This window comes from Streptomyces sp. NPDC057694 (genome assembly GCF_042799415.1).
Lineage (GTDB): Bacteria > Actinomycetota > Actinomycetes > Streptomycetales > Streptomycetaceae > Streptomyces.
Window position 1 is genome coordinate 55,217 of record NZ_JBHVIX010000037.1, and the last position, 13,149, is coordinate 68,365.

The window sequence follows — 13,149 nt, forward strand, 5'->3', positions numbered from 1 at the left end:
GGCCGGTGATGGATGCAGCCCCGCGCCCCTGGGTTGTCGACCACCTGACGGCCGGTGGCCGCTTCTCGCGCAGTTCCCCGCGCCCCTGAGGCAGGCGCTTCGCGCCGCCTCCCCTTGATGGAGATAGCGCACGAAGTGCGCATCTCCAGGGGCGCGGGGAACTGCGCGACCAGCCACGACGCGACCCGCACCCGATCACGCGCCCCGTACACCCCCGGGACGACCCCGACTCCTCCCCAGGTCGGATCTCCGTCACGCCCGAGGGGTGAACCCCCCGATCCCCCCGTACCGTCGGAGACATGACGCACATCGACGCCGGCGCGGAGCTCGACCCCGTGCACCCGATGCCCCTGCCGTCGAGGGCGAAGGGCCTGACCAGCGCCGAGGTCGAAGAGCGCAGAAGCCGCGGCGAGGTCAACGACGTCCCGCTGCGCAGCTCCCGCTCGCTCACCGAGATCGTCCGGGCCAACGTCTTCACCCGGTTCAACGCGATCATCGGCGTGCTCTGGCTGATCATGCTGGCCGTCGCCCCGTTCCAGGACAGCCTCTTCGGCTACGTCATCCTGGCCAACACCGGCATCGGCATCATCCAGGAGTGGCGGGCCAAACAGACCCTCGACTCCCTCGCGGTGATCGGCGAGGCCAAGCCCACGGTCCGCCGGGACGGCACCGCGACCACCGTCTCCACGTCCGAGATCGTGCTGGGCGACCTCATCGAGATCGGCCCCGGCGACAAGATCGTCGTGGACGGCACCTGCGCCGAGGCCGACGGCCTGGAGATCGACGAGTCGCTGCTGACCGGCGAGGCCGACCCCGTCGTGAAGCAGCCGGGCGACCCGGTGATGTCGGGCTCGTTCGTGGTCGCCGGCGGCGGCGCGTTCACCGCGACGAAGGTCGGCCGCGAGGCGTACGCGGCGCAGCTGGCCGAGGAGGCGAGCCGGTTCACGCTCGTCCAGTCCGAGCTGCGCAGCGGCATCTCCACCATCCTCAAGTACGTCCAGTGGATGATGATCCCGACCGCGATCGGGCTGGTCATCAGCCAGTTGGTCGTCAAGGAGCACGGTTTCAAGGACTCCGTCGCGCGCACCGTGGGCGGCATCGTGCCCATGGTCCCCGAGGGGCTCGTGCTGCTCACCTCCGTGGCCTTCGCGATCGGCGTCATCCGACTCGGCCGAAAACAGTGCCTGGTTCAGGAACTTCCGGCGATCGAGGGCCTCGCCCGCGTCGACACGGTCTGCCTCGACAAGACGGGCACGCTCACCGAGGGCGGCATGGACGTCGCCGAGCTGCGCGCCCTGAACGGCGCCGACGAGGCGTACGTACGCGAGGTCCTCGGCGCGCTGGGCGAGTCCGACCCGCGCCCGAACGCCTCCCTCCAGGCCGTCATCGACGCCTACCCGGCGGCCGAGGCGTGGCGCTGCACCGAGTCGCTGCCGTTCTCCTCGGCCCGCAAGTACAGCGGCGCGGCCCTCAGCGAGGGCGACGGCACGACCAGCGCCTGGCTGCTCGGCGCGCCCGACGTGCTGCTCCCCGCCGACGACCCGGCCCTCGCCGAGGTCGACGGGCTGAACCGGCAGGGCCTGCGCGTCCTGCTGCTCGCCCGCGTCACCGAAGGCCTGAAGGAGGGCGCCGACCTGGGCGACCCCGCGGTGCGCGACAGCGCCGAACCGGCCGCGCTCGTCGTCCTGGAGCAGCGGCTGCGCCCCGACGCGGGCGACACCCTGCGCTACTTCGCCGAGCAGGACGTCAAGGCGAAGGTCATCTCCGGGGACAACGCGGTGTCGGTCGGCGCCGTGGCCGCCAAGCTCGATCTGCCCGGCGCGGAGAACACGGTCGACGCCCGCACCCTGCCCACCGAGCAGGAGGCCATGGCGGACGCGCTCGACGAGGGCACGGTCTTCGGCCGGGTCACCCCGCAGCAGAAGCGGGACATGGTCGCGGCGCTCCAGTCGCACGGGCACACGGTCGCGATGACGGGCGACGGGGTGAACGACGTACTGGCCCTGAAGGACGCCGACATCGGGGTCTCGATGGGTTCGGGCTCCGAGGCCACCCGGGCCGTCGCGCAGATCGTGCTGCTCGACAACAGCTTCGCCACGCTGCCCTCGGTGGTCGCCGAGGGCCGCCGGGTCATCGGCAACATCACGCGGGTGGCGACGCTGTTCCTGGTCAAGACCGTCTACTCGGTGCTGCTCGCGCTGCTCGTGGTCTGCTTCCAGGTCGAGTACCCGTTCCTGCCGCGGCACTTGACGCTGCTGTCGACGCTGACGATCGGCGTCCCCGCGTTCTTCCTCGCGCTCGCGCCGAACAAGGAGCGGGCCAAGCCGCACTTCGTGAAACGCGTGATGCGGTACGCGATTCCGGGCGGCGCCGTCGCCGGGATCGCGACGTTCGTGATGTACATGGTGGCCCGGCACTACTACACGGGCTCCGACGCGCTCAACGCGGAGACCAGCGCGGCCACCCTGACCCTGTTCCTGATCTCGATGTGGGTGCTGGCCATCATCGCCCGCCCCTACACCTGGTGGCGGATCTGCCTGGTGGCGGCGATGGGACTCGGCTTCCTGCTGGTCCTGGTCGTGCCGTGGCTCCAGGACTTCTTCGCCCTGAAGCTGGTCGGCGACGTGATGCCGTGGACCGCGGTGGGCGTGTCGGTGGTGGCGGCGGCCGTCCTCGAACTCCTGTGGAGGTGGGTCGGCCGCCGCTTTCCCGACTAGCCGCTGATCAGCGGTTGATCAGCGGACGTCGACGAAGTCGCTCGTGGACGTCACGGCCGGGGTCGTGGACGTACCCGCGAACTTGTAGCGGAAGTAGCCGTCGGCGGACGCCTTCACCGTGGTGCTCAGGTTGCCCTTGGAGTCCGAGGTGACCGTCTTCAGCGTGCTGTAGGTGCTGGAGGTCTTCTTGCGGAACTGCAGGGTGACCTTCTGCTTGGTGTAGCCCGCGTACTTGCTGGTGTCCCAGTTGGCACGGGTGAGGGCGCCCTTGACCGTGAGGGTCTTGCCCTTCTTGATGGGCTCGGGGGTGGCGTTGGTGCTCAGCTTGGCGTAGCGCTTGGTGCTGTACGACTTGGCGTTCTCGCGGATGGAGTAGTCGTAGTCCTTGCCCTGGGCGCCGACCCAGACCTTCCACGACCCGGCGTCGGTGTTGTACAGCCACAGCGGGTCGACGGTGAAGTTGAGGGTGCAGGTGGACTTGGTGGCGCTCACCGTCTTGCAGGTGGTGACCGAGCCGTCGATGTCCTCGTTCGGCAGGGCGCCGATGTTGGAGGAGTCGAGGTCCGAGCCGTGGTAGACGATCGCGGCGCCGGACGTGTTGTCGATGCCGGAGTCGTCGGTGGCGGTGAACGTCACCTTGAACTTCGCCTTGGCGGAGATGCCGAGGACGACGTCCTTGCCCCCGTTGACGACGACGTTCGAGACGGCCGTGTCGCCGACCTGCTCGTCCTCGACCGAGGACGCCGCGAAGGTGCTGGCACGCGGAGCCGCGTGGCCGGCCTTGAAGCCTGCGGTCACCTTGGCGGCCGCCGAGGCGAGGGAGTTGTCGTCGGCCTGCGCGGCCGGAACGACGATCGCGGTGAGAGCAAGGGCGCCGGAGACCGTCACGGCGGCCGCGGTGGCACGAATGCGCATGTGTTCCCCACAGTGGAGAAAGGGGACCTGCGGTGCGGATGCCATCACGCGGGTCCCAAGTGGTCTAGGAGTCTGTTGACTCGCGGGATAGACCGGTGGCGGACGGTTCTGGTTGTACGGGAATCAACCGACGCGGTGTGACATGCCTCTCTGCACCGAAAGGGAACCCACGGCCCCCGAAATCCCTCCGGGGGCCGCGCGCCCTGTCAGTCGAACCAGCGGTCCCGCGCCAGCTCCGCCGTCCGCGACGGGTCCTCCAGGAGCGCCGCCACCTCGAACCGGCGCGGCCACTGCCCCGCCGCCCAGGCGAGTCCGGCGGCGACGCCCTCCAGGGTCGCGGCGTGCACGGTGCCGTCGGCGGTGCGCCGCCAGTCGGCCTCGACCCCGGCGACGTACAGCTCCTCGTACTCCAGGTACGAGGCTGGGGTGCCGGCGCCGAGGAGGGTGCGGACGGAGTCGGGCACGGGGTGTTCGGTGGCGTCGGTGCCGGTCGGTTCGGCGTCGACGGCATCGCTGAGGCGGCGCACCTGGAACAGCTCGGCGAGTTCGGCCGCGCGGGCCGGGGCGACCGGCAGCAGCGGCCGCCCGTCCGACAGCGCGATCAGGTCGGGAGCGTCGGCGACCAGCGCGTCGGCGGCGTCGACCACGACGACCTCGCCGTCCCGCACGGCCCGCAACTCGTCCGGCAGCGTGACCTGTTCCGGGTCGAGGTCGGTCAGCCTGCCGTAGATCGCGTGGAGTTGGGCGGCTCCGACCGGCCGGTCGGGGTCGGCGAGCCGGTCGAGGAGTTCGGCGGCGCCGCCCGGCTCGTCGAGGAGGGCGGCGACGGAGGTGCGCACCCCGAGGGCGCGCAGCACCTGCTCGTCCTCGAAACCGGCGGCGTCCACCGGCTCGTACAGCCCGTCGAGCAGCGGGTCGCCGCCCGCCGCGCGCAGTCCTGCGGGGCGCCGGCCGTCGAGCACCGGATTGCCGCGCAGCCACCAGGCCGTGTACGGGCGGACGAGTTCGTGGTGGCCGTCGGGCAGCAGGATCCGGACGGGCTGGGTGAGGGCGTCGCGCAGCGGCGGCTGCGCGAGCAGCGCGAGCGCCTGCGGCCAGCGGTCCTCGTCGACCAGGTCCAGGTCACGTACGGCGACGAGTTCGGTGGCGACCGGCGGTACGGGCGTGTCGGGCAGCCGGTCGAGGACGTCCTCGCACCACACGTCGACGGCGTCGAGCAGCCCGGCGTCATCGGGTTCGGGGTAGTCGCTGTCGCGCGGTTCGAGTTCGTCCGGGTCGAGGACGACGTCCGTGGCACGGACGAGGGCGAACGTGGCGAGCACCCCGCAGGCCGCGAGCGGCTGCTCCCCCCAGCGTTCGGCCAATGCCTCGTCGACGTGCGGGAGTTCACCCTCACGGAGGACACCGGCGAGGAGGCTGCCGGGGACGACCAGTTCGGCGGCCGGGGCGAGTTCGCCGTCCTCGTCGGGCAGGGCGAGGGCGCCGAGCCAGGGTTCGTCGCCCGCGTCGAGGTGGGCGTCGCGGACCAGGGTGAGCACGACGTCCGCCAGCTCGTCGGCGCCGAGCGCGCTGTCGTCGTCCCAGGCGGGCTCGTCGTCGAGGGAGGCGGCGACGGCCGCGCGGACCTGCGGGGTGGTGAGAACCGCGCGGGGCGTGGCGGGCAGCGCGCCGAGCTTCTCCAGGAGCGGGTGGGCGGCGTCGGGGTGGGCGACCTTCAGACCGAGCCGGGCCAGTGCGTCACCGGCGACCGCGGTGGCCTCGGCGGTGGGGAGCAGGACCTGGCGCGGGCCGATCGTCGTGCGCCCTCCGGCGAGCGGCACGGGCAGCCCGCTGAGCCGGTCCGGGTCGACGCCGGCCAGGGACTCGTAGAGCCCCCGCCACCAGCCGGGCTCCTTCTCCAGACCGGCGAGCCGGTCGATCGCCTCGGTGAGCGGGAGGCGGGCGACGCCGAGGGTGCGCAGCTCGGTACGGCGTTCGAGACCGGCGGGCAGCAGGCTCGGCAGGACGTCGGCGAGGACGCGCACGGTGTCGGCGCCCGCCCCTTCGGCGACCTCGGCGTCCCGGGGCTTGAGGGCTTCGGGACGGTCGTCGTCCTCGCCGCTGGGGGCCAGCGCGGGCGGCAGGAAGGGAGTGCGGGGCAGCCGCTCCAGGATCGCGGCGCGCAGCGCGCCGTCCAGCTCGCCGCGGCCGAGCGGGCCGGGGACCAGGTCGAGGATGCCGGGGCCCACCGGGCGCCAGGCTTCGAGGAGTTCGGCGTAGGCGTCGGCGGCGCGCTGCACGAGGTGGTCGGTGAGCGGGCCCGGCGCGACGTGCCGGCGGGTGGTGTCGAGCGGGAACGAGGCGATGAGCAGCGCGGGCACGCCCAGCGGCTCGTCGCTGGGCGTCGGCGCGTGCAGCACGGGGGCGCTGACGGGCCGTCGCGGGGCGCCGTCGTCGTCGACGGGCACGGCCCAGGCGACGGACCAGTGCGGGCGCAGCCGCTCCTCGACGGGCCGGTCGGCGAGCAGGGCGGCGTCGAGCGGGCCCTGGTGGCCGACGGTGCGCCAGCTCAGCGCGGCGGGTTCCCGGGCGTCGTCGGTGATGACGGTGTACGGGGTGCCGTCGTCCGGCGCGGCGCGGCGCAGGGTGCGGATGCCGGTGTCCGTGGTGACGGTGACCTCGGCGAGCCCCGGCAGGGCCAGCAGCAGCGTGTCGTCGATCTCGTCGAGCAGCCGGGCGGCGAGGGCCTCGGCGGCGGCGTCCCGCAGCGGCAGCACCACGACAGTGTCGTACGTGTCGGGGGCCTGGCCCTCGGCCGCGTACGGCAGCCGGAGCAGGGGCACGTGGCCGTCGCGGCGGCGCAGTTCGTCGCCGAGCGCGGGGCTGGTGCGGGCGGTGTCGGCGGCGGCGATCCTGGCCTCCGCCAGGGACCAGCGGACGCCGCCGGTGCGGCCCAGTACGGCGGGTTCGTCGGAGACCGCGAGCACGGCCGCGAAGCCGACGCCGAACCGGCCGGTGGCCGTCTCGGCGTCGTCCCGCTTCGCCGAGGCGCGCAGGGTGGACAGGGACTCGACGCCGGTCGCGTCCAGCGGGGAGCCGGTGTTCGCGGCCGCGAGGACGCCGTCCTTCAGGGTGAGGGCGAGGCGGCCCTGCGCTCCGGCGCGGGCGGCGGCGTCGGCGGCGTTCTGGGCGAGTTCGACGACCAGGCGGTCGCGGTAGCCGCCGAGGGCGAGGTCTTCTTCGGCGTTGGCGTCCTCCCGGAACCGGGCGGCACTGGCCGCCCAGGCGTCCAGCACGCCCCGCCGCAGTCTGGCGGTGCCGAACGGGTCGATGCCCTCCGGCGCGGGTTCGCTGACGCTCACGGGTGCACTCCTCTGGCCGCTGGAACGATCGGCCCGAACGTTATCGCGGCTCCCGGCCTGCCCCCTGGGGCGCGTACCCGTCTGCGGCCCGGTGGGGCTTCTCGCGCAGTTCCCCGCGCCCCTGAAGGCATGCGCTGCGCGCGCCTTCCCCTGGGCGAGCGAAGCTCGCTCCCAGGGGCGCGGGGAACTGCGCGACCAGCCACGACGAGAGCCGCACCCGACAACGGGAGAGCCGCGCGCAGCGCAAGGCTCCAGGGGCGCGGGGAACTGCGCGAGAAGCGGCCACCGGCCGTCAGATCGCGACGAGAGCCCCGTGGGGCAGACGCGGAACTACGAGTGACCCAAGTCGTCGGCGCCCTCGGCGACGGCGCCGACCGAACCCGCGTCGGGCTCGGGCCGCAGCGGGAGGACGTCCACCACGGTCTCGTCGATCACCGGCTCAGCGGGCCGCGGAGGCTTCGGCATGACGGCGGCCTCGGAATGGCCCCCACACCCGTACGACAGCGAGACGACCCGCCCGTCGGCCGGCGAGAACTCATTCGCGCAGACCCCGAACGCCTGCCCGAGCGACCCCCCGATCGGACAGAGGAACCCGCACGAGACACACGTGGCCGGCGCCGCCTGCGCCATGGGCGTCTTCGCGCCGAAGCCCTCTTCCCAGCGGTCGGCCGCGACGTGCAGCCCGTACCGGGACAGGACCCGGGCCCGCCGCATGCCCAGTTCCTCGGCGACCGAGGCGATCGACCCGCGCGACGGCACGACCGGCAGCTCGCCGACCGGCCCGCCGGTGATGTCGGCGTCCTCGGCCTCCACCAGCTCGGCCATCTCCTCGGAGACGGGCGAGTTCGGCGACGGCACGTCCTCGCCGGAGAAGCCGGGCTCCAGGCGCAGATCGTCGGACTCGGTGGGCAGCAGATCGCCGGGGCCGAGGTCACCGGGCCGCAGCCGCTCGCTCCACGGCACCCACTCGGGTGCCAGCAGGGCGTCGGGGCCCGGCAGCAGGACGACCTCGTCGAGGGTGACGTACTTGGCGCGGGACGCGCGGGCGACCGTGACCGCCCAGCGCCAGCCCCGGTACCCGAAGTCCTTGCACTCGAAGAGATGCGTGACGACGCGGTCGCCCTCGACGACCGTCTCGACGTGCTCGCCGACCACTCCCGGGGCCGCGGCCTCGTCGGCCGCCGCCCGGGCGATGTCGACCGCCTCGGCGCACAAGCGGTCGGGGGTGCGGCTTCGCGTTGTCGCTGCGCTCACAGGTATCGCTTCTCTCCTACGCCGTCTCACGGGTGCGCCGTCCGATGGGCGGGAGCGCGGACGGAGCGGACCTGGGGACCGCGTCGACGTCCGCGCCCGACGTTCCGGGCGCACCTACGCCATCCATTCTGCGGGATGGCCGAGAGGCGCGCGGCCGAGAACAACCGCCGCGGGCGCGCTACGCACGCTACCTCCTTCCACGCCCTGCGCCCACACCGACGTACGAGCCGCGCTTGATGCGGAAGCAGAACCACATGCGCATATCGGCACTAGTACGCCCGTTCAAGGGGCACTATGGCTGGGTGGCTGCCGCAAGGTCGTCGTCCGGTGCGACACGGTACGAGTACAGCGATGCGGGCCCGGTGCGCGGGGCCGTCCGCAAGGTCGGCCGCGCCCTGAGACTGCCGTTCACGGGCACCGCGCGCGGAATCCGGAAGGCGACACACGCCCACGGAGCGGGCGAGTCGGGCCTCGGAAAACTCATCGAACTCCATGCGGTGAACGGCGCGGGCGACGTCATGATCACCGTCGCCCTCGCCTCGACGGTGTTCTTCTCGGTGCCGACGGACGAGGCGCGCGGCCGGGTGGCCCTGTATCTGGCGATCACCATGGCCCCGTTCACCCTCCTGGCCCCCGTGATCGGGCCGCTTCTCGACCGGCTGCCGCACGGGCGGCGGGCCGCGATGGCCGGCTCGATGCTGGCGCGGGCGCTGCTCGCCCTCGTCCTGTCCAGCGCCGTGGTGGGCGGAAACCTCCAGCTGTACCCGGCCGCGCTCGGCGTGCTGGTCGCGTCGAAGGCGTACGGCGTGGTGCGCTCGGCGGTCGTGCCGCGGCTGCTGCCGCCCCGCTTCTCCCTGGTGAAGGCCAATTCGCGGGTCACCCTCGCCGGGCTGCTCGCCACCGGCGTGGCGGCGCCCATCGGGGCGGGGTTGCAGACAATCGGGCCGCGCTGGCCGCTGTTCGGGGCGTTCGTCCTCTACGTCTCCGGGATGTTCCTGTCGTTCTCGATGCCGCGCAAGGTCGACTCGGCGAAGGGCGAGAGCCGGGCGCTGCTCGTCTCCGACGAGGAGCATCTGCACGGCCCCGCCAAGCGGCAGCGCAGGCCCGGCCTGCGGACGGTCGGGCCCGCCGTCACCCACGCCCTCGCGGCGAACGCGTCGCTGAAGTGCCTGTCCGGCTTCCTGATCTTCTTCCTCGCGTTCCTGCTGCGCGAGCATCCGATGACCGGGCAGAGCGCCGCCGTCTCGCTCGGCATCGTGGGCGTGGCGGCGGGGGCCGGGAACGCGCTGGGGACGGCCGTCGGGGCCTGGCTCAAGGCCCGGGCGCCCGAGATCATCATCGTGACCGTGGTGGCCGTGGTCCTGGGGGTCGCGATCCTGTCCGCCGTCTTCTTCGGGGCGGTGATGACGGCGTGTCTGGCGGCGGTGGCCGGGTTCGCGCAGGCGCTGTCGAAGCTGTCGCTCGACGCCACGATCCAGCGGGATGTGCCGGAGGCGGTGCGGACGTCCGCGTTTGCTCGGTCCGAGACGTTGTTGCAGGTGGCGTGGGTGATGGGCGGGGCCATCGGGATCGCGTTGCCCCTGGTCGGGGCGCTGGGCCTCTCGGTCGCGGCCGCCATCGTGGCCATCGGCTGGCTCACCACGGTCCGGGGCCTCCTCGCCTCGGCCCACCACACCGGCCCCGCCCGGGTCACCTAGCCCGTCCATTCGGCCGCGGCCCGGTGGGGCTTCTCGCGCAGTTCCCCGCGCCCCTGAGATGCGCACTTCGTGCGCCATCTCATCGGGGAAGCTGCGCGCAGCGCATGCTTCAGGGGCGCGGGGCTGCATCCATCAGCGGCTCCGCCGCGGGGCGCGACCAGCCACGACGAGAGCCGCACAGGACCACGCACCCCCCACCCCGGCCACGCCGACACAAGCCCCACCCCGAGCGGCAGCGAACCCGCCAGATAGCCTTCCGCCATGACCTCCCAGCGTTTCGCCGCGCGCCACCGCCGCGCCCTGGCCGCCGTCGGTGCCGTAGGCGCCGGACTGCTCGTCCTCTCCGCCTGCGACAAGCCGACCCCGCTGGCCACCGTCACGGTGGACCGCAGCACGGTGAACTCCGAGGCCACCTGCTACAACGACGGCAATTCGCTCAAGACCTCCTCCCTCCAGGGCTGCCTGAAGGACAAGGACGCCAAGACCATCAAGGTCGACCCCGACGCGACGGTCCGCTTCGGCGTCGACCCGGAGATCGCGGACAAGGGCTGGACGCTCCTGATGAACGGCCAGGCCCTGACCGACTCCAGCAAGAAGACCTACCGCACCGTCCCGGGCAGCGTGTTCTTCAACCAGCAGTACGGCGCCACCGGCTCGGCCACCACGGTGACGATCCTGGAGGGCGGCAACTCCAAGGCGTACGGCCTGTGGTCGTTCAAGCTCGAGAAGGACTCCTGACGGACACCGCGCACATCCTCGTAGCCACCGCGGTCCCGGCGGAACGGGACGCGGTGGCCCGAGGTCTGCACGACGTCGGCCCGGCGATCGACGTCGTGGCGGTCGGCGTGGGCCCGGCGGCCGCGGCGGCCGGCACCGCCACCGCCCTGACGAGGGCCGCACTCGCCGGCCACCCGTACACGCTGGTCGTCTCGGCCGGCATCGGCGGCGGCTTCACGGCACCGCCCGGCGCGGTCCTGGTCGCCGACGCGATCACGGCGGCCGACCTCGGCGCCGAGACCCCCGAGGGCTTCGTGCCGGTCACCGAACTCGGTTTCGGCACCGTCACCCACCGTCCGCCGGCTTCCCTCGTACGAGACCTCGCCGCCCGCACCGGGGCGACCGTCGGCACCGTGCTCACCGTCTCGACCGTGACCGGCACCGCCGACCGCGCGGCCCTGCTGGCCCAGCGCCACCCCGGCGCCGTGGCCGAGGCCATGGAGGGCTTCGGAGTCGCCGAGGCGGCGGCCGCACACGACGTTCCCGTGGCCGAGATACGTACCGTCTCCAACGCCGTCGGGCCCCGCGACCGCGCCGCCTGGCGCATCGGTGACGCGCTGGTCGCGCTCTCCGACGCGTTCGGGAAGGCGGCGCCCGTACTGGAGAGTTGGAAGAACACATGACTGACAGCACGCGTATCGCCTTCTCGCCCTGCCCGAACGACACCTTCGTCTTCGACGCCTGGGCCCACGGCCGCGTCCCCGGCGCCCCCGCGCTGGACGTGACCTTCGCGGACATCGACATCACCAACGGCGTCGCCGAGCGCCGCGACCCCGCCTTCGACCTCCTGAAGGTCAGTTACGCGGTCCTGCCCTACGTCCTCGACGACTACGCGCTGCTGCCCTGCGGCGGCGCCCTCGGCCGGGGCTGCGGCCCGCTGGTCCTGACCCGCGAGGCGGGCGTGGACCTCTCCGACAAGCGGGTCGCCGTGCCGAGCGAGACCTCGACCGCGTATCTGCTCTTCCGGCTGTGGGCGGCCGATGTCGTCCCCGGTGGCGGGGTCGGCGAGATCGTCGTGATGCCGTTCCACGAGATCATGCCCGCCGTGCGCGACGGGAAGGTCGACGCCGGGCTCGTCATCCACGAGGCCCGCTTCACGTACCAGAACTACGGCCTGCACAAGCTGGCCGACATGGGCGAGCACTGGGAGGCCACGACCGGCCTGCCGATCCCGCTCGGCGCGATCATCGCCCGCCGCTCGCTCGGCGCCGACACCCTGCGCGGGTACGCGGACGCCGTGCGCACCTCCGTACAGCTGGCCTGGGAGGCGCCCGAGGCCTCGCGGGCGTACGTCATGGAGCACGCGCAGGAGATGGACCCGGCCGTCGCCGACCAGCACATCGGGCTCTACGTCAACGAGTTCACCGCCGACCTCGGCGAGGACGGCTACGCGGCGATCCGCGGGCTGCTCACCCGGGCCGCCGCCGAGGGCCTGGTCCCGGCGCTCGCCCCGGACGCGCTCGCGTTCCCGTAATTGACCCGTTTTTCTGGCTGCCCAATGCACCACTCCGCGGGTCTTTTCGCGCCGTAGATTCGATGACGTACCGAGCGGACGTCACAGAAGAGGGTGCGGACACCATGAGCAGAATCGCCGTCGCGGGAGCCACCGGAACAGTCGGCACGAAGATCGCCGCGCGGCTCACGGCGGCGGGGCACACCGTGGTGCCGGTCTCCCGGTCCGCCGGGGTCGACCTGCACACCGGTGCGGGCCTGAAGGAGGCGCTCGCCGGGGCGGACGCGGTGATCGACGCGGCGAACGCGTTCCCGTCCGACCCGGCCGCCGATGTCGTCGAGGTCGTGGCCGGGGCCACCCGGCTGCTGCTCGACACGGCGCGCGAGCTGGGGGTCGGGCGGTTCCTCCTGGTCTCCATCTGCAACATCGAGAACCCGGTCTTCGACACGAACCCGTACTACGTCGCCAAGCGCGAGCAGGAGAGGGCGGTGGCGGCGAGCAGGTTGCGGGGCACTGTCGTGAAGACGACGCAGTGGCACGAGTTCGCGACGAATCCGGCCGCGGTGGCCTTCGGCGATTCCGGGGTGAGCGTCGGGGACTGGCTGATTCAGCCGGTCGCCGCCGATGCCGTCGCCGATGCCGTGGCCGAACTCGTCGTCGCCGACGACGCGCCGGAGATCGTCGAGCTGTCGGGCCCCGAGACGATCCGGTTGCCGGATCTCACGGCCCGGCTGCTGGCGGCACGCGGCGACGACCGCCCGGTCCGAACCGTCCCCGCGACGATCCCGGCCCTCTCCGAGGGCGCCCAACTGGCCCCCGCCTCGGCCCGCATCGTGGGCCCGTCCATCGAAGAGTGGCTCCGCACCCAGGCCGAGTAAGAGGTCTCGTCGCCGGGTGACGGCCGGTGGGGGCTGGTCGCGGGGGGGGCCCCCCCCCCCCCCCAAAAGATACGCGGTGCTCCTCCCAGCAGCGCGAGATAGGTTGTCCCAGAAGCT

At 72.9% G+C, this 13,149-nt stretch carries 9 protein-coding genes; 6 read left to right on the forward strand and 3 right to left on the reverse strand.

From position 1 onward, the window contains the following. The first annotated feature begins 299 nt into the window (after positions 1-299). Positions 300-2,717 (forward strand): HAD-IC family P-type ATPase, encoded by a 2,418-nt coding sequence (locus ACFVDP_RS41130; RefSeq protein ID WP_383502066.1) that lies wholly within the window; start codon positions 300-302, stop codon positions 2,715-2,717. 18 nt (positions 2,718-2,735) lie between these two features. On the opposite strand, the gene ACFVDP_RS41135 is transcribed toward ACFVDP_RS41130, so the two are convergent. The 3 genes from ACFVDP_RS41135 to ACFVDP_RS41145 all read right to left on the reverse strand — a co-directional run bounded on the left by ACFVDP_RS41135 (position 2,736) and on the right by ACFVDP_RS41145 (position 8,227). Continuing rightward, positions 2,736-3,632: a DUF5707 domain-containing protein gene (locus ACFVDP_RS41135; protein ID WP_383502069.1), complete on the reverse strand. Its 897-nt coding sequence runs from the start codon at positions 3,630-3,632 to the stop codon at positions 2,736-2,738. 206 nt (positions 3,633-3,838) lie between these two features. Further along, a complete protein-coding gene (locus ACFVDP_RS41140) occupies positions 3,839-6,973 on the reverse strand; it encodes a sacsin N-terminal ATP-binding-like domain-containing protein (protein WP_383502072.1) in 3,135 nt (1,044 codons plus the stop codon). Between the two features lie 330 nt (positions 6,974-7,303). Then, the gene (locus ACFVDP_RS41145) at positions 7,304-8,227 is read right to left on the reverse strand and encodes a DUF3027 domain-containing protein (RefSeq protein WP_383502075.1); all 924 of its coding nucleotides are present in this window, start codon (positions 8,225-8,227) and stop codon (positions 7,304-7,306) included. Between the two features lie 302 nt (positions 8,228-8,529). Here ACFVDP_RS41145 and ACFVDP_RS41150 point away from each other — a divergent pair, with 302 nt between their 5' ends. The 5 genes from ACFVDP_RS41150 (at position 8,530) to ACFVDP_RS41170 (ending at position 13,032) form a co-directional block, all read left to right on the forward strand. Next, on the forward strand, positions 8,530-9,924 hold the full coding sequence (locus ACFVDP_RS41150) for an MFS transporter (RefSeq protein ID WP_383502078.1): 1,395 nt from the start codon (positions 8,530-8,532) through the stop codon (positions 9,922-9,924). Positions 9,925-10,185: 261 nt separating this feature from the next. Then, positions 10,186-10,662, forward strand: coding sequence for a DUF2771 domain-containing protein (locus ACFVDP_RS41155; RefSeq protein WP_383502080.1), 477 nt, complete (start codon positions 10,186-10,188; stop codon positions 10,660-10,662). Next, positions 10,632-11,324, forward strand: coding sequence for a futalosine hydrolase (locus ACFVDP_RS41160; protein ID WP_383502083.1), 693 nt, complete (start codon positions 10,632-10,634; stop codon positions 11,322-11,324). Before ACFVDP_RS41155 ends, ACFVDP_RS41160 begins: the two co-directional genes overlap by 31 nt. Then, the gene (locus tag ACFVDP_RS41165; protein WP_383502086.1) at positions 11,321-12,175 is read left to right on the forward strand and encodes a 1,4-dihydroxy-6-naphthoate synthase; all 855 of its coding nucleotides are present in this window, start codon (positions 11,321-11,323) and stop codon (positions 12,173-12,175) included. The genes ACFVDP_RS41160 and ACFVDP_RS41165 overlap by 4 nt, the downstream gene beginning before the upstream one ends. Before the next feature lie 104 nt (positions 12,176-12,279). Further along, positions 12,280-13,032 carry an SDR family oxidoreductase gene (locus tag ACFVDP_RS41170; protein ID WP_383502088.1) on the forward strand — a complete coding sequence of 251 codons (753 nt, stop codon included), beginning with the start codon at positions 12,280-12,282 and terminating at the stop codon, positions 13,030-13,032. Positions 13,033-13,149 lie beyond the last annotated feature (117 nt).

Excerpts from the sequence above, each read along its gene's own strand:
- ACFVDP_RS41155 (WP_383502080.1), top strand. The coding sequence starts at position 10,186 with ATGACCTCCCAGCGTTTCGCCGCGCGCCACCGCCGCGCCCTGGCCGCC.
- ACFVDP_RS41135 (WP_383502069.1), bottom strand. The coding sequence starts at position 3,632 with ATGCGCATTCGTGCCACCGCGGCCGCCGTGACGGTCTCCGGCGCCCTT.
- ACFVDP_RS41170 (WP_383502088.1), top strand. The coding sequence starts at position 12,280 with ATGAGCAGAATCGCCGTCGCGGGAGCCACCGGAACAGTCGGCACGAAG.
- ACFVDP_RS41165 (WP_383502086.1), top strand. The coding sequence starts at position 11,321 with ATGACTGACAGCACGCGTATCGCCTTCTCGCCCTGCCCGAACGACACC.
- ACFVDP_RS41130 (WP_383502066.1), top strand. The coding sequence starts at position 300 with ATGACGCACATCGACGCCGGCGCGGAGCTCGACCCCGTGCACCCGATG.